This is a genomic window from Streptomyces caelestis, assembly GCF_001279005.1.
In the GTDB taxonomy this organism is placed as follows: domain Bacteria; phylum Actinomycetota; class Actinomycetes; order Streptomycetales; family Streptomycetaceae; genus Streptomyces; species Streptomyces heliomycini.
This window is the reverse complement of sequence record NZ_LGCN01000001.1, coordinates 84,885-104,953: the sequence shown is the minus strand read 5'-3', so window position 1 is coordinate 104,953 and position 20,069 is coordinate 84,885. Positions and strand designations below refer to the sequence as shown.

The 20,069-nt window shown below is 73.4% G+C and carries 7 protein-coding genes; 1 reads left to right on the top strand and 6 read right to left on the bottom strand.

The genetic code is table 11. The features are described 5' to 3' along the window. Positions 1 to 23 precede the first annotated feature (23 nt). The 6 genes from ADK41_RS00455 to ADK41_RS00430 form a co-directional block, all read right to left on the bottom strand. Positions 24 to 1,610 (bottom strand): hypothetical protein, encoded by a 1,587-nt coding sequence (locus ADK41_RS00455; protein ID WP_030819622.1) that lies wholly within the window; start codon positions 1,608 to 1,610, stop codon positions 24 to 26. Between the two features lie 65 nt (positions 1,611 to 1,675). Further along, positions 1,676 to 2,605, bottom strand: a complete 930-nt coding sequence (locus tag ADK41_RS00450) for a phosphotransferase enzyme family protein (RefSeq protein WP_030819624.1) — start codon at positions 2,603 to 2,605, stop codon at positions 1,676 to 1,678. Next, positions 2,602 to 4,023 (bottom strand): condensation domain-containing protein, encoded by a 1,422-nt coding sequence (locus ADK41_RS00445; RefSeq protein WP_030819627.1) that lies wholly within the window; start codon positions 4,021 to 4,023, stop codon positions 2,602 to 2,604. The genes ADK41_RS00450 and ADK41_RS00445 overlap by 4 nt, the downstream gene beginning before the upstream one ends. Continuing rightward, the gene (locus ADK41_RS00440; RefSeq protein ID WP_158717629.1) at positions 4,020 to 9,512 is read right to left on the bottom strand and encodes a non-ribosomal peptide synthetase; all 5,493 of its coding nucleotides are present in this window, start codon (positions 9,510 to 9,512) and stop codon (positions 4,020 to 4,022) included. Before ADK41_RS00440 ends, ADK41_RS00445 begins: the two co-directional genes overlap by 4 nt. Positions 9,513 to 9,517: 5 nt before the next feature. Beyond that, positions 9,518 to 13,714, bottom strand: a complete 4,197-nt coding sequence (locus ADK41_RS00435) for a non-ribosomal peptide synthetase (protein WP_030819631.1) — start codon at positions 13,712 to 13,714, stop codon at positions 9,518 to 9,520. Then, positions 13,711 to 17,868 (bottom strand): FkbM family methyltransferase, encoded by a 4,158-nt coding sequence (locus ADK41_RS00430; protein ID WP_051842893.1) that lies wholly within the window; start codon positions 17,866 to 17,868, stop codon positions 13,711 to 13,713. Before ADK41_RS00430 ends, ADK41_RS00435 begins: the two co-directional genes overlap by 4 nt. An 857-nt stretch (positions 17,869 to 18,725) precedes the next feature. Here ADK41_RS00430 and ADK41_RS00420 point away from each other — a divergent pair. Then, positions 18,726 to 20,066, top strand: a complete 1,341-nt coding sequence (locus tag ADK41_RS00420) for a transcriptional regulator (RefSeq protein ID WP_234318561.1) — start codon at positions 18,726 to 18,728, stop codon at positions 20,064 to 20,066. The last annotated feature ends 3 nt before the right edge of the window (positions 20,067 to 20,069 follow it).

The window sequence follows — 20,069 nt, the reverse complement described above, 5'->3', positions numbered from 1 at the left end:
CTTCCCGGCGGGGGCGGTCGGGTTCATTCGCCGATGACCACGCCGCACGCCTTGGCGTGGGAGCGGATCGTGGCACGGGCCTGGGCGAGGTCGTCGAAGGTGATCTCGGGCATCAGCGCGAGGGTGTAGTCCCGCATCGCGTCCTCCGGCATCACCACGTCTTGGTGTGCCCAGCGGGCCGAGACCGCAGCGAGGGTGGCGTCGTCGGCGACCGTGAGGCCGAGCTTCGCGGCAGCCTGCCGGGCGGCGTCGGGGGTGGTGAGGTAGGTGTAGTCGCGGGCGCCGGGCTGCGGGGAGAGCACCTCCGCGTCGATCGCCGAGAACACGCCGTGCTTGCCGCCTTCGGTGATCAGGGCCAGGATCCGCTCGAGGTTCTCGGTCAGCAGGGCCCGGGTCATGCCGATGTGGCCGACGACGAAGCCGGCGCGGATCAGCATGCCGTGGTCGCGGGCGACCGTGATCGCCTGCGAGTTGAGTTCGTACAGCTTCTCGGCCTCCGCGAGGACGTTGCGGCGGCGGCCGCCGACCGGCTTGTTCATCGCGGCGAGGGATGTCGCGGCGCCGGCGTCCATTCCGATCATGATCTGGCGCACTCCGAGGGAGGTGAGCAGCGCGGTCTTGCGGGGGTCGGCGATTCCGTCGGCGCGGCCGTACCCGACCAGGAGGGGCCGCTCGTTCTCGCTGAGGGCGGACCACCAGGCGGGGGTGTCCGCGGCCATGCCGGTCAGCAGTTGGGCGAACGTCAGGGGCAGTTCGTCGGCGGTCAGGTAGTGGTAGTCGTAGCCGGCGTTCCAGGCGGCCTCGATGGCGGCCCACGCCTGGGCAGGGGTGAGCTGGTTGCGCCACAGCTGCCCGGGGTGGATCGAGCAGAAGGAGCAGGCGTCGTCGGCGGCGAACTTCACGCAGCCGCGGCCGATGTCGACCGGCATGCCGGCCGTGACGGTTCGTCCGAGCAGTTCGTGGATGCGCGGGGCGATCCGGTGGCCGAACTGCCTGGTGTACAGCGGCGTCTGGGGGAAGACCCGGTCCACCAGGGTGTAGTCGTAGCCGGAGAACACCGGCTCGGCCCGCGTAGGGGTGGTGTGGACGAGGCCGTCGGCGCGGTACACCAGACCCGGGAACGCCGGCGGGTCGATCGGCGCCTCAGCCCGCAGGGCGCCGATCAGGTCGGTGAAGGGCCCCACGACCTCGTTGCCGACGAAGCCGTAGTCCAGGCTGGGGGACGCGTTCATGCACACCGTGGGCAGGGAGCTGAAGTGGTCGTTGCCCGCCACGGTGGTGATTCGGGCGTCGGTGTCCTTGGCGTGCCGGGCGATCAGGACGCCGGCCTCGTAGTTCGCGGTCAGCATGCCCAGGCAGACCGCCAGGATCCGGTCGGCGTGGGCGGTGATGCACTCCAGGATGTCGTCCAGCGGCGTGATCGTGCCGTCGATGTAGACCGGCTCCAGGGCGGGGTTCGTCGCCAGCGAGGAGACGAGGGACAGTGCGCCCAGGCACAGGAAGTCCGACCAGTCGGAGTGCTCCTCGGGGCGGGTGACGGTCAGCAGCCGGCCGGTGATGACGGTGTTGGAGTTCGGCGGGACGACGACCAGGACAAGATCACGGGGCATGGCGGTCTGCTCTCTGCAGGATCGGGGCACACCCGGCCGGGGCGCGCGGCTCACAGGTGGCTGGCCTACGGCTGAGGGTGCGGCCAGCGGTCGGACAGGGAGTTCGCGAGGTGGTGCATGGCGGCGGCTGAGCGTCCGGCGGGCAGGCGGCGGTGCTCCCGCTGCCAGCGGTGGCGGCGCAGCGCGACGAGCACGGCCGAGTACAGGGCCGCATCGCGCACCAGAGCGCCGTTCAGCTCGGCTGCGCTGCCCTGCTGATAGCCGCTCAGCAGGTGGCGGGCGCGTCTCGGGGAGAATCCGCGTCGGCCGCACAGGCCGAGCAACGCCATCCCCACGTCCAAGTGGGGCAGGTCCAGCGAGCCGTCCTCCCAGTCGAGGAAGATCAGGCCCCGGCCGCCGCGGACGACGATGTTGTCCGGGAACAGGTCGCCGTGGACCGGGACGCGAGGGGCATCGTGCTCGGTGACGTGGCCGACGGCGTGCCAAGTGGAGCGCGCCCACTGGGCGAACGCCCCATCGGGCAGCGTGGCCAGGGTGTCGGCGTCGGCGTCGTGCAGCCGCAGATGCGGGGGCAGCGCACTGTCGAAGCCGGCCGCCGCAGTGCGGTGCACCCGCCCGAGGAGGAGCCCGGCCTCGTGGACCAGGCGGACCGGTAGCCGGGCGGGGCTGCGCCCGTCGACGAAGTCGCACACGATGACCGGCCGACCGCCGTGCCGGGTGACCCAGCCGCCGGCGCGCAGCGGCCGCAGCCGCGGTGCCGGGGCGCCGGTGAGCTCCAGATGACGCAGGAAGCGGGCGTACTCCTCGGCCTGCGCTGGCGACTTCTTGTTCAGCACGGTCACCACGACCGTGCCGGTGGCCGTCTGCGCCTTGATGTGGGCGTTCTCCATACCGCCCGGCAGCGGTCGTGCCCGGCGCAACGTCAGGCCATACGCGTCGAGCAGCTCGGCGGCGTCCAGCTCGGAGAGCGGCTCCCCTGCCGCGGCGGTGCTCACCGGGCCTCCGGCCGGGGCGTAGGCAGGGTGGCGGTGATGTCAGCAAGGGTGGTGCGGGGGTGGGTGACGGCGCGCAGCGCCTGGTCGAGGCCGGTGAGCGTGGCCGCGATGGCGGGCCGGGTGGCGGTGTCGGTGCGCCAGGTCAGCGTTCCGGCAAGATGGCCGGCGTGCTCGTCCAGGACCCAGCGCTGCTCGATGCTGGTCGGCGCGCGGCGTGGGCCGACCCGCTCCAAGTCGATGTCCTGGCAGTGCAGGCCGTCCAGGGTGAGCGAGGTGGTGCGCATCGTGTTGAGCGCGAGCGTCACCCGGTACAGCGGGCCCGGCCCGAGGGCGCCGGTGTCGCAGAGGTTCTGGTAGAGGTCCTGGATGGGCAGGGCCTGGTGCTCGATGGCCTCGGTGACGGCGGTGTTCGCCTGCGCCACCAGATCCCCGGCGGTCATCGTCGGGTCGACGTGCAGTCGGATCACGGCGGTGTTCACGAAGTAGCCGATCAGGTGCTCGGCTCCGGGCCGGGCCCGATTGGAGATCATCATGCCGATCCGCACGTCCCGCTCGCCGTCGACGCGGTGCAGGACCAAGGCGAGGGCGGCGAGGAACGGTCCGGCCACGCCCCCGCGCTGCGCGCTGGTGGCCGCGGTCTCGCGCAGGCTCCGGACGAGGTCGGCCGGCACGAGGACCGGTTCGACGTCCACCGGGCTCAGGCCGTCGGCCTGCGGCTCGGCCCGGTGGCCAGGCAGCGGCGGGGCGAGTCGGCGGCGCCAGTAGGCGAGCTGGCGCTGCTCCTCGGGGCCGCCGCGCTCGGCGCACATCTGCCGGCTGTGGGCGGCGAAGCTGCGGGGGATGGCGGGCAGGTCCGCGTCCCGCCCGGCCCGGGCGGCGTTGTAGAGCTCGGACAGGTCGCGGTAGAGGACGCCGATGGACCAGCCGTCGCTGACGGCGTGGTGGACCTGCAGCAGGAGGACGTGCCGCTCCTGGTCCAGGCGCAGCAGGTGGACGCGGAAGAGCAGGTCGTGGCGGGGGTCGACCAGCCGGGCCGGAGCGTGGCGCAGCAGTTCCTCGGCCGTGGGGAACTGCTGCCCGGCCGCGAGGTCGAGCGCCCCGAGGCTCATCGGGTCCGGGGCGCGGTTGGTAACGAGCTGGACGGGCGCGCCATCGGGCCGCCGGCGGAAGGTGGTGCGCAGCGCGGACTGCCGGGCCACGAGCGCGGTGACGGCGCGCCGGAGTGCGGCGACGTCCAGGGGACCGTCGATGCGGATGGCGCCGCTGTCGATCGGGCGCAGCCGGGTCGGCGTGCCCGGAGTGGGCCAGGAGCCGTCGGGCAGGACGAACTCGGCGTCGAACAGGCGCTCCTGGCCGGGCGAGAGCGGCGCGATGTCGGTGACGGCCGAGGGCTCGCCGGCGGCGGTGGTCGCGGTCATGCGTGCTCTCCCTCGTGGGCGGGGATGCCTCCGAGGAGGGTGTGCAGCAGTACGAGGCGTTCGCCGCCGGGCAGCAGCCATCGGATGCGGTCGAAGTCGAGGCCGTGCACCGGGGCCAGAGCGAGGCCCGCTCCGGTGGCGGTGTGGCACAGCAGTTGGCCGATGTAGCCGGCGTTCAGCAGGGCGAGGGGTTCGGCGTCGCATCCGTACAGGGGGGCGGAGTCGGCGGGGTCGGTCGCCAGGAAGATGCTGAAGGCCGCGGTGCCCGCCAGGGGTCGGTTGGCCGGGCCGAGGTGGATGCCGGGGTCGAGGTCGATGTCCGGGGCGTGCGGGGTGAGGTCATGGGCGTCGGGGTGGTAGCCGTACAGGCCGCCGGGCAGGCCCTGGACGCGGCCGGGCCGCACGTGGAGATGGGCCTGGACAGCGTACAGGCCGCCGGCTGAGGGGTAGAGGAAGGCGGGCCGGCCGCCGGCATGGGTGCGGCGCAGGCTGTCCAGCAGGTCGGCGAGCGCCGCCAGGGTGACCGGGTGGGGGTCGAAGGTGCGCGGGGTGCGGCGCCGCGCCCGCACGTCCAGGTGGCCGGGCGCCCGTTCGGGCAGGGTGCGGGAGGCGGGGGCCGGGCCGTGGGCGGGCCGGGCGGCGCGGAAGGCGGCCCGCTCGGCGGGATCGGTCAGTTGCGGCTGGCCGGACCACACGCCCGGCGCGGCCGGCACCGAGTCGTCGGGGGCCGCGGAGTTGTGCTGGAGGAGGGTGCGCAGGGTCGGGGCGGCGTAGAAGGCTTTCAGGTCGGGGCGCCCGCCGGTGTGCTGTTCGACGGTGTTGGCCAGCCGGATCACGTCGACGGAGGTGATCCCGAGGGCGAGCAGGTCCTGGTCCAAGCCGGGCCGTCCGGGCACGATTGCGGCCAGCGCCGCCCGCAGCTCCTTCTCCAGGCCGGTGTCGTGGCGGGCGGTCCCGGTGGCGGGCTGCGGTGACCGGTGGCCGGGGTCTGCGGCGAGGCGTTCCAGCGCGCCGCGGTCGACCTTGCTGGTGGCGCTCAGCGGCAGTGCGGGCAGGATGGTGAGCGCGGCCGGGAGCATGTGGGCGGGCAGGCGGCGGGCGAGGTCGGCGCGCACCGCGTCCAGGGGGCGGGCGGTGACGGCGAAGGCGGCCAGGCGCCGGTTGGTGCGCTCGCCGGTGGCGACGACGGCGGCCTGCTCGACGCCGGGCACCGCACACAGCGCCGTCTCGACCTCGCGCAGCTCGACGCGGTAGCCGCGGATCTTGACCTGGTCGTCGCGGCGGCCGAGGAACTCCAGGGTGCCGTCGGGGCGCAGCCGGCCCCAGTCACCGGTGCGGTAGAGCCTGCGGCCGGTGCGGCCGTCGAAGACGAACGCGGCCGCGGTCAGCTCCGGATCCCGCCAGTAGCCCAGCGCGGTGCCGTGGCCGCCGATGTACAGCTGTCCGGGGACGTGTGCGGGACACGGCAGCAGCTGGTCGTCGAGGACCTGGACGCTCTGCCCGGTCATCGCGGTGCCGTACGGGATGCTCGACCAGGCCGGGTCGAGGTCGCCGATCTCGTGGAGGATCGACCAGATCGAGCCCTCGGTGGCGCCGCCGAGGCTGACGATCCGGCACTTCGGGGCGCGCTCGCGCAGCCGCCCGGGCAGGTTCAGGGGGATCCAGTCGCCGCTGAGCAGGCACACCCGCAGGCTCTCCAGCATCGTGTCGCCGGGGGGCAGGCTGTCCAGGAGCAGGTCCATCAGCACCGGCACCGAGTTCCACACGGTGACGTGCTCGGCGCGGGCCAGGGCGGTCCAGGCGGCAGGGTCCTGGCGCTGGTCGCGGGTGGGCACCACCAGGGTGGCACCGGCCGCGAGGGTGCCGAACAGGTCCCAGACGGCGAGGTCGAACGTGGATGGGGACACCGCCAGCACCGCGTCCGTCGCACCGATGGCGAAGCGCTCGTTGACGTCGAGAACCGTGTTGAGCGCTCCCTGGTGGGAGATCATGACGCCCTTGGGCCGGCCGGTGGAGCCCGAGGTGTAGATCACGTACGCGAGGTCCCCGGCCGTTCGGCTGCGCTGCGCCCGGCCCACCGCCGTTTCGCTGGCGGGGGTGGGGTCGTCGGTGAGGAGGACGGTCAGGCCGGCGGGCAGGCGGGTGCGGGCCTGGGTCTCCTGCTCGGTGACGACGACCGTGGCACCGGTGGCGGCCAGGAGGTCGTGGAGGCGTTCGGTGGGCCAGGCGGGGTCCAGGGGAACGTAGGCGTATCCGGCGAGCAGGACGCCCAGCGTGGCGGCGGCCTGCTCGCGGCCGGGGCGGCACAGCACGGCGACGAGTTCGCCGGCGGGCCCGGCGGCGGTGACCTGGTCGGCGATCTGCCGGGCCGCGTCGGCGAGTTCGCCGTAGGTGGTGCGCTCGCCGTCGCAGACGATCGCGGTGCGCCGCGGGTGCCGGCGGGCCTGCGCGATGAACGGCTCGTGCAGGAGTCGGCCGCCGCCGAGCGGCTCGGCGAGCTCGGGTGCCGGAGCGGAAGCGCTGAGGCGGGGGCGCTCGGCGGCGCCGGGGTCGTTGATCAGGGTGCGCAGCTGAGCGGCGTGGTCGTCGAGCATCGCCTGGACCAGGCCGTCGGGCATGCGGGCTTCGACGGTGTCGAGGTTGATCACGAGGTGGCCGGCGGCCTGGTAGGTCTGGTAGTCGACCAGGACCTGCGGGGTCTGACCGATCCCGAACCCGATGGTGCCGGGGAACGGGGTGGCCGGCTCGGCACCGGGCACCTCCAGGTCGAGGGTGCTGGTGAACACGACGGGCGCGGCCGCCGCGGTCCGGTCCCGGGCCTCCCGCAGGTCCCGCAGGACATCGACTCCGCTGTAGCGGGCGTGGTCGAGGTCGGCCCACAGCCGGCGCTGCAGCGCACGCAGCCGCTGGCCGAACGTCGGCGCACCCAGGTCGATGCCGGTCAGGACGGTGGAAGTGAAGTCGCCGACGATCTGGTTGATCTGCGGATGGACGTCGGGCCGGTTGTAGACGGTGGTGTTGAGCAGGAAGGTGCTGCTGTTGGTGAACCGTCCCAGCGTCTCGGCGAAGACGGCCATCAGCAGCGCGGACAGGGTCGCGCCGTGCGCGGCGGCAACCCGGCGCAGCGCGGCGAGGTCGTCGGCGGGCAGGCGCAGATGCAACCGGGAGAACCGCGGCCGCGACCCTTCGGCGGTGTCCGCAGGCTCGGGCAGGAGCGGCAGCGTGGGCGGTGCGGGCAGGGCCGGGAGCTTCGCCCGCCAGTAGGCGCGGTCGCGTTCGAAGCGCGGGCCGGTGGCCAGGGCGGGCAGGTGAACCACGTAGTCGGCGAAGGTCAGCTCGAGCACGGGAAGTTCGGCGTCCGGGTCCTCGTAGAGGGCGCGGGCCTCGCGGTAGAGGATCTGCCAGCTCAGCGCGTCGCCGATGAGGAGATCGAAGCTGAGGAACAGCCGGGTGGCCCCGCCGGGCAGTAGGGCCGCCTCGATGGTGAACAGCGGCCAGGTGCCGGTGTCGCGGCGAGCATGGGACAGGCGCTCACGCACCTGGGCGAGCTGCGTCTCGGGGTCGGCGTCTGCGCGCAGATCCGTGGTGTGGATCCGGTAGGGCGCCACGTCGGTGAGGATCTGCTGGCGGCCGTCGGGGGTGGTGACGGCGCGCAGCATCGGGTGCCGGTCGATCAGGGCCCGCCACACGGCGGTCAGCCGCTCCAGGTCGGCCTCGGGAAGGTCGGCCTCGGTGTAGAGGTGGGAGTCGACTCCGCCGAGGTCGAAGTCCGCGCTGCGCCCGGTCCAGTAGGCCTGCTGGATGCCGGTCAGCGCGAACGGCTCCCCGGTGCCGTCGGACGGGGCGGGGGTGAGCGGCGGTAGCGGATCGGGCGCGGTGGTCTCGGCGGTGAGGAGGTGGCGCACCCGGGTGGCCAGCGCCCTGGGGGTGCCACTGGTGAGGAGGTCGCCGAGGGTGAGATCGACGCTGAGCGCGGTCCGTAACCGGGCCGCGAGCCTCAGCGCCAGCAGCGAGTGCCCGCCCGCTGCGAGGAAGTTGTCGCCGGCGCCGACCGGCTGGCCGAGGACATCGGCGAACGCGTCGGTCAGCACCCGCACCAGCGGGTCGCTGTCGTCGGCCGTCCGGCCGGACGCCGGGAGGGCGCCCGTCTGGGGCCGGCGGGGCTGGTAGGGGGTGAGGTCGCCGGTGGCCGCGGTCAGGTCGGTGACCGGAACCGTCGCCTCGTCGGCCAGCCGGTGCAGCATCGTGTGCAGGGTGTGCAGCACGGTGCGGGCGTCGTCGTCACCGATGCGGGTGCGGTCGTTGACCAGGCGCAGCCGCAGTCCGTCGAAGGTCTCGACGACCAGGGCGAGCGGGTGGCGGGTGCGTCCGCCCTCGGACCGGATCCCGGCCGTCTCCAGCACCAGGCCGGGCCGGGGGCCGCGGTCGCCGGTGTGCGGGTAGTTGGCGATCGACACCACGCTGTCGTACAGGGCGCCGCCCGGCGCGAGCCCGGCCCAGGCGTACAGGTCGGCGGTGGAGCAGGCACTGTTCGCCTCCGCCTCGGCGAGCAGGTCCTGGATGGCGCTCACCCAGCGGCCGGCGTCCCCTGCCGGGGCGGGCAGCCGGATCGGCACGGTCGTCGCGACGGGCCCAATCAGGTCGGCGGCGCCGGGGAAGGCGGCCGTGCGCCCCGAGAGGGTGACTCCGATGGCGATGTCGTCGCGGCCGCGCTGCCGGGCGGCGACCAGGCCCCAGCAGGAGATCAGCACGGCCGCCGCCGTGGTGCCGTGCGCGCGGGCGAAGCTGTCCAGGGCCCCGGAGGTGGCCGCGTTCACGTCGAGGTGATGCTGTCCGTGCCGCTCCTGGTCCGGGAGCAGCGAGTGCTCGGCGACCGCGGGCAGCGGCTGGTATCCGGCCAGGCGCCCCGCCCAGTACGCCCGCTGTCGGCCGCGGTCCTGGGCGGCGAGCCAGCGCGCGTACGCGCCGAACCGCGCCCGCTCGGCCGGGGCGTCCCCGGCGTATCGCTGCAGGAATTCGTCGACGAGCGCGAGGTGCGACCAGCCGTCCAGCACGCCGTGGTGGTGGGTCCACACCAGGTGGTGCCGCTCACCGTCGAGGTGCTGCACGGCCAGGCGCAGCAGCGGCGGCCGCGTCAGGTCGAACGGCTCGGCCCGCTCGGTGCGCAGCAGTTCTTCCAGGTCGGCCTGCTGGCGGCCGGTGGCGTGACGGCGGCTGTCCACGACGCCGATCGCGCTCTCGCTCCGGGTGAGGACGACTTGCTGCGGATCGGCGGCCAGGTTCCAGGCGAGGCCGGTCCGCAGGATCTCGTGGCTGGCGATCATCCCCGCAAGTGCGCGCTCCAGACGGGGTACCTCCAGCGGCCCGGCCAGGGGGAGAACAGCCTGCTCGACGAAGAGGGCGTCCTCGGGGGAGGCGAGCGTGCCGAGAAGGAAGCCCTGCTGCACGGGGGTGGCGGGGTGGACTGCGGCGATCGTGCGGTCGGTCATGATCGTCATCCCTCGAACGTGGCGGTGATCCGGCTCAGGTCGGCGGCCGAGAGTCCGGCGGGCCCGGTGGCGGTCTGCGGGCGGATGGTGAGCGTGGCGGCCGCGCGGCGGGCGAAGGCGTCAGCGAGGCGTTGGACGGTGGGGGCCGGGATGAACGCCTCGTCGAAGCGCCACCTGACCTCGACTGCCTCCGGTCCGGTCCACACCACGGCCTCCAGGCCGAACAGCGGGTTCGCGGCGGCGTCCGGAAGGTCGGGGCCGCAGCCGGCCGGAAGGTCGCCCAGGTAGTTCAGCGCCACCGGCGGCAGCGCCCCCGTCCAATCCTGGGGCTCCTCGATCCGGCGGTGCAGGGCGGCGGCCAGCGCCGACGGGTCGCCCAGCACATGCTGCTCGGCTCGCAGCGGCCGGAGGTCGGTGAGCCAGCCCACCGCGGCCGCCAGGTCGAGCCCGGGACGGTCACGGCCATGGAGCTCGGCGCACAGCGCGGGCGGCAGGTCCGGGCGCACCTCGGCGAGCGCACCCAGCAACCCGGCCCCCAGCACGGCGAGAACCCATCGCGGTGCGTCCTGCTGCGCATCGGCCAGGGCCCGGCGGGCGCCCGCGCCCAGCCGCGAGACGGCGGTACGGCACGCGGTCGGCCCGCCGGACCCTAGCCAGGTGGGGAAGAGCGTCGCGGGCCGTCCGTCCTGGTCCCGCAGCCACACCCCGTACCCGTCCCCGCGCCGCTGTACCAGCTGGGCCGGGTGCGCGTAGGCGTGCCAGAGCTCCTGGTTCAGGCTCTGCAGGGAGACGACGTCGGCGACCAGGTGGTGGACGATCCACACGACGCTCTCCCCCTGTCCGGCGGCACGGATCAGGCACAGGCCCACCAGCCGGCCGGCGAGGTCGAACCCGTCCTCCACGCGCTCCAGGGCTGTGGCCACGGCCTGCTCCCGCTCGGCGGCCGGGACGCCGTCCAGGTCGAGGACGTGCACGGGCACCGGGCCGGGTTCGCCCAACCGGCCCGTCCACCGGCCGCCCGTGTGCGTGAACGACGTCCACAGCGCCTCATGCCCGGCGACGGTCGCGGCGAGTGCCCGCTCCAGGCGCCCGGTGTCGACCGGGGCGGGAGCGTTAGCGCTCCACCGCACAGTCCACCGCTCGGGTCGGGGGGCGGCGTGCGCGAGGAACCCGGCCTGGTGGGGCGTCAGCGGCACAGGCCCGGGCTCTACCGCGTCCCGCACGCCGGCCGGGCGCGCGGCGGCCGCGATCCGGCGCAGGGTCCGGCGCTGAAGGATGTCGTGCACGGTCAGCTCCAGGCCCGCCCGCTGCGCCCGGCCGGCCAGCAGGACCGCCTTAATGGAGTCGCCGCCTTCGGCGAAGAAGTTGGCGTCCGGGCTGGTCGGCGGCGTGGAGAGGACCTCGCTCCACAGCGCGGCGACCACGGCGAGCTGCGGGTCGGCCGCGTCCAGCGCCTCCTCCCCGGTGGCGGGCGCGGGGTGTTCGGCCAGCTCCCGGCGGTCGATCTTGCCGTTGCCGCGCAGCGGCAGCCGGTCGAGGACCTCGTACCGGTCGGGGCGGGCGTAGAACGGCAGTCGGTCGGCCGCGAGCGCAGCTGCAGCCTCGGGAAGGGCGGCCGGGTCGGCGCCGGGGGCGGGGACGAGGAACGCGGCGAGCACCGGTGTGCCGCCGGTGGTGGTGACGGCGGCCGCTGTGATGTCGGGGTGGCCGGTCAGGACGGCTTCGATCTCGCCGGGTTCGATGCGGTAGCCGTGGATCTTGAGCTGGTCGTCTCTGCGGCCGAGCATCACCAGCTGCCCGTCGGGACCGAGGAGGGCGAGGTCGCCGGTCCGGTAGGAGCGGGTGCCGGTGTGCGGGTCGGTGGTGAAGCGGGCGTCGGTCTCGACGGGCCGGTCCAGGTAGCCGGCCGCGATACCGGGCCCGGTGACGACGAGTTCCCCGGCGGTGCCGGGGAGGGCGAGCCGGCCGTCCGGCGTGCGCAGTTCGATCGTCGTGTTGTGGATCGGTGTGCCGATGGGCACCGGGCCGGCCGCCGGGTGCTCGCCCAGGCGCAGGGTGTGGGCGCAGCAGCCGACGGTGGCCTCGGTGGGTCCGTACTCGTTGGTGACGAGCAGGCCGGGTGCGTCCAGGAGGTTCAGGGTGGCGGCCGTCAGCTGTTCGCCGCCGACGACCAGGTGCCGGGTGGCTGCGGTGATCTGGGCGCCGGTCAGGAAGGTGGTGAGCAGGCGCAGGCCGCCGGGGGTGATCTTCAGCGGGCTCAGGTCGCGGGTCCGGGTGAGGGCTGTGGCCAGGTCCGTGGGCTCGTCGGAGGGCAGCAGGGTGACGGCCTGGCCTGTCAGTAGCGGCAGGAACAGGCTGGTGATGGTCATGTCGACGCTGATCGACGAGTGGGCCAGGGTGCCGCTGCCGTCCGAGGTGCCGTAGTGGCGTGAGGCCCAGCGGAGGTAGTTCATCAGCGCCGCATGGGTGATGGGGACGCCCTTGGGGCGGCCGGTCGAGCCGGAGGTGTAGATCACGTACACGTCCGTCTCCGGCCCTGCCTCGACCGGCTCCGGTCCGGCCGCCGGGGTGCCGGGTGGTAGCGCGTCGATGCGCAGGACGGGCGTGCGGCCGCCCGGCGGGAGGTCGGGGCGGTGCTGGTCCGTGACGAGCAGTCGCGGGTCGGCGTCGGCGAGCAGGTCGGTCACCCGGCCGGCCGGGAGGGCTGGGTCGATCGGCACGAACGCGGCGCCGCGGCGGGCGACGGCCAGCAGCACGGCCAGCAGTGGCACCCGGCGGCTCATGCACACGGCCACCCGGTCCCCGGCGGCCACGCCCCGGTCGGCCAGCGTTCGGGCGAACGCGGCGCTGGCGGCGTGCAGTTCTCGGTAGGTGACCTCGTGATCGTCGTCGCGGGCGGCGCAGGCGGCCGGGGTGCGCGCCGCCTGGGCGTCGAACGCTTCCACTAGCGTGGTGGGCGCCGCGGTGCCGGAATCGGCCTGGTCGGCGCCGTGCAGGCGGCTCTCAGAGGTGAGCGGGTCCAGGATCCGTGCGACCGCGGCCTCGGCCGGGGCGTCGATGTGCTCCGGCAGGCCGGTGCACAGGGCGCCCAGCCAGTCGGCCAGGCGGCGGGCGCTTTCCTCGGTGACGGCGGCGCGATCCGCGTCCACGGTGAGGCGGAGCCGGCTGCCGACGTGCAGGGAGTGCAGGTCGAGGCGGATGCTGTCGGTCGCGGCCCGCAGCGCTTCGACGGCGACGTCCAGGCCCGGTCCGAAGTCCAGCGGGGATGCATCCACGTGCCGGAATCCGACGGTGAACTCGCCGCCCGGCTGCGTGTGGGTGAAGAAGTCGCCGAACTGGGCGGCGAGCACGTTCTCGCGGTGGCAGCCGCGGACGGTATCTGCGAGCGTGTCGGCGGTCTGCGGGCGTATCGGCACGGGGACGCAGCGGCCCAGCAGACCGATCGTGTCCGGCAGCTGCTCCACCGGTCCGGGGGTGAACAGGCCCAGGGCCCCGTCCTCGCCGGGCGCGATCCGGTTCAGCAGCAGCCGCCACGCCGTCACCACGACGTCGTCCACGTCGACATCGAGGTCCCGGGCGAGGCGGACGAGCCGGTCTCCGGCAGCATCGTCCAGCGGCACGGGAAGGTGCAGGCGCGGGCCGGGCGTGGCGGTGCGCATTACCAGGGCGCGGGCCAGGTCCTCGGCCGTCGTGTCCAGCCGGCGGGTCTGCCAGTGCTCGCGGCCGGCGGCGGCTCCTGGGTCGGTGAGCAGGCCGGTGAGGAAGGCGTCGACGGTCTGCGGGTCCGGACCGCTCGCCCCGGCCGCGGCCTTGGTCCGGTAGCCGGCGGCGACGGCCGAGGCGGCGCGCAGGAGGCCGGTGGTGTCCATCGAGCCGAGCGCCGGGCTCAGGCAGAGGGTGTGGCTGCCGGAGGCGAGGCGGACGAGCCGGACCAGCGGCTGCGCCCCGTCGGCGGCGGTCGCGTCGAGGCGACGGCGCAGCGCGGGGTGCTCGCGCACGGTGTGCTCGGCGGCCGCGCGGAGCCGGTCGGCGTCCAGCGGTCCGGTCAGCCGCAGTTCGAGTATCGGGGCCGTGAAGGCGGCCTCGGGGTGGGAGGCCAGGTGGAGGTGCTGCGGTGCGGCCGGTGCGACGGTCGGGCCGTCGGTGGCGTCGATCTGCCACACGGTGGTGGCGGTGGCGGGTCGGGGGCTCGTGGTGGTCACCGGGGTTCGCCGTCCTCTCGCAGGTTGGCCAATCGGTCACGGACCAGGTCGTGCACAGTGGCGGTACCGGGCCGCAGGAGATCCCGCAGTCGCTGCAGGGGCAGTTCGGGCAGGGTGCAGAGCGCGGCCAGGACGAGCGGGTACGCCTCGGCCAGCCACGGCGGATCCACGGGGTGACGGGCGCGGGCGTCGAACCGCAGCAGCGCGCTGGCGCCGTCGGCGTGTTCCTGGACGTCGAGCATCAGCGGGTACGGCACCGGCCACAGGGCCGGTTCGCTGCCCGTGATGGCGCAGCCGTCGAAGCGCAGCGGGTGCGTGGCGGGTGGCTGCAGGGTGAAGAGCGTGTCGAAGACCGCCCCGGCACCGTCGGCGACCAGCCCGTAGGGCACCTCGGCGTAGGTCAGCGCCTCAGCCACGGCGGCAACTGCCGTACTGAGGAACCCGCCTGCGGTGGCGGACCAGTCGAAGTGGACAGGGACGGGCACGAGGTTGGCGAAGAAGCCGACCGTGTCGGCGAACACCTCCTCGTTACGGCCCGCGACCGCGCAGCCTGTCACCACCGCATCCGTGTCGGCCGCGACCGCGAGCAGAAGCTGCCAGGCAGCGAGGTGGACCGCGACCGGGGTGACAGACCGGCTTCGCGCCGCCGCCCGCAACGAAGCCAGAAGATCGGAGTCCAGTGCGAAGCGAAGGTGGCGGGGCTCGAAGGGCAGACCGGAGGGCGTGCTCCAGGGGCGGGCGGACGCCCGGTCGAGCGCGGCGCGGACGGCGGCCGCGCCCTGGTCGAACGCGCCGCTCTCACGCCGCCGAACGGCCGCGGCGCTGTACTGGGCAAACGTCGCACCGACCGGCACGCCGGCCAGGGCCTTGGGGTCCGCGTACAGGGCGCCCAGGTCGCGCTGGAGGATGTCGACGGACCAACCGTCGCCCGCGCTGTGGTGCAGCATCAGCAGCAGCACATGGTCGTCCGGGCCCAACCGCAGCACGGCCGCGCGCAGCATCACGTCCCGGCCGATGTCGAACCTCGCCGAGAAGAACCGGCGCGCCAGCAGATCCGCCCGGCCGGGACGCTCGGTCTCCGGCAGGCTCGACACCTCGTGAACCTCGATGCCGACCCCCTCACCGGCGGTCAGCCGGCGCTGCACCAGCGCCCCGCCGCCGTCGACCAGCACAGTGCGCAGGGCCGGGTGCCGGGCGACGAACCCCTCCAGCGCCGAGCGGAGCCGGCCGAGATCGAGCGGGCCGGCGATCCGGTACGCCAGGGGGATGACCTGAGCGTTTCCGCGCCCGCCGATCGCCTCCGCCGCCCAGACGCGCTGCTGCCCGAGCGACGCCGGCCCGGCCTCCGCGTCCGCCGGCAGCTCGATGGCCGGCCGCAGCTCCGCGCCCGCCTGCCGGGCCGCCCCGCGGACGGTCGGATGCGCCAGAAGCTCGTGGACCGCCAGCTCCACTCCGTGTTGGCGAAGGCGCGCGCAGATCACCGCGGCGGTCAGCGAGTCGCAACCCAACATGAAAAGGTCGTCGTGGACGCCGATCGGCGCGACCTCGAGCGCCTCCTCCCACACCGCAGCGATCCGGCGCTCCGTCTCGGTCTGCGGCGCGACGTAGGGGGTGGTGGACGTCGTCTCGCCGGGGCGCCGGTAGGCCTCAGCGGCCCGCGCGGCGGCCTGCTGCGAGACGGGCCAGCGCACCCGCGACGGAACCCTGGTGGGCGGGCACTGACTGGCGATCGGGGCCGCGGCGGCGGTCTGCGGCGAAGTGAGGAGCCGCCAGTCCAAGCTCGCGGCCGCCGAAGCATCCACCAGATCGAGCGCATCCGAGAGGTTGAACCGGGTCCGGGCAGCGTCCGCGAACTCCAGGGCGGGCCGGTTGCGCGGGCCCGGCGTGCTGGTGAGAGCGATGCCGTCCAGGCCGAGAGGCCCGGCCCGCCCGGCCAGCTCCCGCAGGACGCACCACTCGACGTTGCGACCCAGGGCGCGGCAGCTGACGAAGAAGTCCCTCACCCGCAGCACCCGGCCGTCGGCATCGGCCGAGGCGAAGCCGACCAGCCCGTAGTCACCGAAGCGGTCGCGCACCCGGACCGACAACGCCACCCCGGCGGACGCGAGCACCTGACGGACCGTACCCGGCGTGTGGACGCGCAGCGCCAGGTTGAACTGGGTGGTGCGGGCCGCGAGCTGCGCGATCCGCTCCACCTCGTCGTCCGTCGCCTCGGACACCTCCACACGGAGGTCCAGCTGCTCCAGGTACTCGGCCGTCGTCGCCGCCTGCGCCGCAGTCCTCCGGCGCCGGGCCTCCCCTGCGATCAGGGCCGTCCGCGCACGGTCCTCCGCGGTCCCGGTGCCCTCCAACGCCAGCTGCCACGTACCGCGCAGGGCGGCGGTGAACTCCTCAGCCTCGGCGGGCAGGTCGACGACTGTGACTCCCGGGTGCGCGATGGCCACCTCGGCCCGCTCGGCCGCGCTGTCGTCGACGAAGACCAGCGACTCCACCGCAAAGCCGAGCTCCTCGGCGATCTCACCGACGGCGACGGACTTCGGGCACCAGCCCGCTCGCACCACCGTGAAGTCCTGCAGGCTGAGCGGCATGTCCGGGTGAGTGGCGAACACCGCTTCCACGTCGGCCGGGTTGTTGCGCGAGCACAGGCACAGCACCCGCCCTGCCTCCAGCTGCGCGCGCAGCGCCTCCTGCACCAGCCGGTAGGGGCCGCCCGTTTCCACGTTCTCGGGTCCTATTTCGCCGCACACTCCGCCCCACAGTGTGTTGTCACCGTCCACGACCACGGCCTTGACCACCGGCCGATGCACGGAGGTCATCCGTCGCAGCACCCTCTCTGCCCACGCCAGCACCACACGCGGCCTCTCGGCAGCGACGTCGGCTGGCGGGAGGGGTGGCGGCTCGACCCAGGTCAGGGCGCGGGCTGCGACGGCCTGACGGGCGATCCGCGTCTCGGCGGGCATCGCGCCGGGACGAGCGGTCACGTACAGCGGCAGGGCTGAGGTCTGGGCCCAGCGTTCGGCGGCCGCGATCTGGCGCTCCATCCACGGCGCTTCGGGGCGCGAGGCACCGGGCCGCAGACCGTACAGCATGTAGATCTCCGATCCGGCGAACAGCGCGTCCTGCTCGACGACCGTCTCGAAGCCCCAGCGTTGAAGGAGGGTCCGGAGCCTGTCCATCCGTCCGTCCCGGTCGTGGACCTCGGCGACGACCTGACCGATCAGGGGCCAATGTTCGTCGTCGAGCCCGGCGAGGACGTCCTCCTCTGCGCGCTCGGCGTCGACCTTCAGGAGGTCAATGCGGCGCACAGCGTTGTCGCGGATCCAGTCCGACAGGCGGATCACCGGAACCTGGAGCTCCTGCCGCTCGGCCGTACGTGCGCGGGCTGTCGGCGCGAGAGCATCGGCGGCGGCCGCTCGCAGCTCGGCGGGGAGTCCGGGAAGTGCGTCGGCTTGGTGGCGCGCGTACTCCCCCACGATGTGCTGGTCGCCCTCGGCGTCGGCGTAGAAGCCGGATTGCAGCGACGACTGCGGGTAGAAGGTGAGCGCGCGGACGCCTGCGCTCGCTCCGGCGGCAGCGCAGCTCACCGTGCCGCTGATCCCGTACAGGCTCATGTTCGTCTGCAGGGCGCGGGCCACGACGGGGACCGGCTCGAAAGCGTGGATCGTGACCTTGCTCGCCTGCGCGGCGGCGAACAGTGCGAACATCCCGATGTTGGCCCCAACATCGACGACGGTGTCGCCGTCGCAGAGCTGTACGCCGTGTCGTAGGTACTGGTTGCGGACGACGATCTCGTCGTAGAGCTCACGCGTCTCGTTCGCGTTCGTCTGCGCGATCGCGCGGCCGTCCGGCAGCACTCCCAGGTCGGCCCCCAGCGCGTCCTCACCTCCCGGGGCGTCCTCGGACCTCGGCTGCGGGAGGCTACCGAGGCCCTGCTCAAGGACGACGAGGTTGGCTCTGCACGCCGTCGGCCGGACCCATCCCCCAGCTGGCCCGGACGCCTGCGTCTGCTCGGTCTCGACGCGGTGCACCCTCACGGGCAGCCCGACCGCGTACCCCCAACCCTGAAGCGCAGTGGTCACGTCAGCGAGGCCGGCACCACCCAGGACCTGGATCTCGAAGCCCAGCGGCTCGGCCTGCTCCGCGGCCTGCGCCACGGTCAGGTTCGGTGCAGCAGCCAGAGAATGCAATACGGATTCGACCAGTCTGGCGAGTGCCCACAGCCTGTCTTCGTCGGCGGCACTGGGCAGAGCGCTGAGGGTCCACTCCCAGCGCGCCGGAGTGACACGGACCGAGCAGGCGAGTGGAGACAGCGCCGGGGGTGGGGTCTGCCCGGCGGCCAACAAGTGAAACGTCGGAAGCGCACTGGAGTCGATCAGCTGCTGAAGGCGCGGGAGCCCGCCGACCTCGGCCCGAGCCGGCGAGCTGTCGGCCCACCGTGCGGAGAGGTGGCGGATCGGGGTCTGCGGAAGCACCTGCAGAGCCTCAACCCGCGATGGCTCCCCAGCCGCGGTGGTGCTGCACACCATCCGCACGTCTTCGACGCCGGAGCTGATCGCCAAGACGACCGCGAACGCCGTTCGTGCGAGCAGGCCGGCGTCGAAGTCGGCCGCTGCACCCGTCCAGCCGACGGGCGGGCGGGTGAGGGATGACACCGTCAGCCGATGAGACCCGCGGTCGGGGGCTGTATCGGCCCGGCGCGTGCACGGCCGTCCGAGATCGGCCCGTTCAGTCGGTGCAGACGCCATTCTTCCCCCTCGTCGACGTGCACATCCCAGGCTCACGACAAGTCGGCTTCATGCGGCCGAGACCTCGCTCCGTCCGGGTTCTACGGACGCGCCAGTTGGCCGCCCTCAAGGAGACCGCCGGTAGACAGCGGCAGGAAGATCGCTGTCGTCATCTCGAGTGGCCTCGCGGTCATCCAGCGGTCATCCACCTGCCCCCGGGGTCTCCCCTGAAGGGCTTCGACCGGGGACACTTGGACGGCCGGTCCAGCAGCGGAGGGGGAGCACTGTTGAGCGAGGTCGGGGATCTTCTCGACTACCTCGTCGCACATCACGGGGGAAAGGCCGAAGCGTTCTTGAAACGGATCGCGGCCCGCCATGAGCACATGGGGTTCGGCAGCATGGCAACCCACAAGCAGAAGCTCCACCGCTGGAAGACCGGTACCCATCCGGACAGAAACACCCAATTCGCGCTTGCCGACTTTCTGGGTTGCCCCCGGCGCGACGTGGTGGAACTCGGCTGGCCGGCCTGGCTGCATCGCGCAGTCCCCGATGCGCTGCTCGCACCGCGCCGCGCGACCCCGACCGCGCTGAAGGCCCCACGAAAGGCCGGTGAAACCGTGGAACGTCGTCGGTTCATGATCACAGCCGCCGCCGGTGGCATGGCTCTCGCGCTTGCACCCGGCGCCCCAGCCACGGCCCGTGCCGGCCGCAGAGTCGGTGATGGCCTGGCCGCCCTTCACGAACAGCGCTTGATTGCCCTACGGCACCTCGACGACAAGGTCGGCTCGGGCCACGTCTACAACGCCGCCGTCAACGAGTTCGACATGATCACGGGAGCGCTGCGTACCGCGTCCTACAGTGAGGAGACTGGTCGGCGTCTGCTCGCCGCCGCAGCCGACGCACAGCGGGCAGCCGGCTGGACCGCTTACGACAGCGGGCACCCCGACCGCGCCGAGACCCACTTCGCGGACGCCTCCGAAGACGCGCTCTCTTCCCAGGATCCGGAGGTCCTGGCCACGACCCTCTCCTTCTGGGCCATCAAGCTGTACTCAACCGGTGCACCCCAGGAAGCAGTTTCGCTCGTGGAAGCCGCGAAGGTTCACGGTCGTGCAACCGGATCCGCCCGGATGCTCGCGATGCTCCACGCCCGGGCCAGTCGAGCCCACGCGCGGGCGGGCGACCTGCGTGCTTCCGACAGGGAAGCGAACGCAGCCATGGATGCCTACAGCAACGCCATCTCCCTCACCGAGGATCTACCGTCGTTGTACTGGGTCAACCTGGGTGAGATCCACCAGCTCCTGGGCAGCTCCGCGCTCAACCTCGGTCATCCCGCCCGCGCACTGGACCACTTCCAACAGGCCGCCACCGTCGGCTTGGCCGAACTCCAAGAGAGTTACGACGGTGACTCCTTCCCCCGAGGGGCGGCGATCTACGAGGCCCGCGCCGCCGAAGCGCACCTCGAACTCGACGCCATTGAAGAAGCCGTAGCCGTGGCCCACCTCGCCGTCGAGCACATGGGCGGCGTGAACTCCGCCCGCGGCAGCAGCGCCCTGGCCGATCTCCGAACGAAGCTGCGGGTACATCGGAGCGTCCCGGAAGTTAGAAACTTCCTGGAATTTACCGCGTAACCG

Coding starts and splice junctions, on each gene's coding strand:
- ADK41_RS00455 (WP_030819622.1), bottom strand. CDS start 1,610: ATGCCCCGTGATCTTGTCCTGGTCGTCGTCCCGCCGAACTCCAACACC.
- ADK41_RS00445 (WP_030819627.1), bottom strand. CDS start 4,023: ATGACCGCGACCACCGCCGCCGGCGAGCCCTCGGCCGTCACCGACATC.
- ADK41_RS00440 (WP_158717629.1), bottom strand. CDS start 9,512: ATGACCGACCGCACGATCGCCGCAGTCCACCCCGCCACCCCCGTGCAG.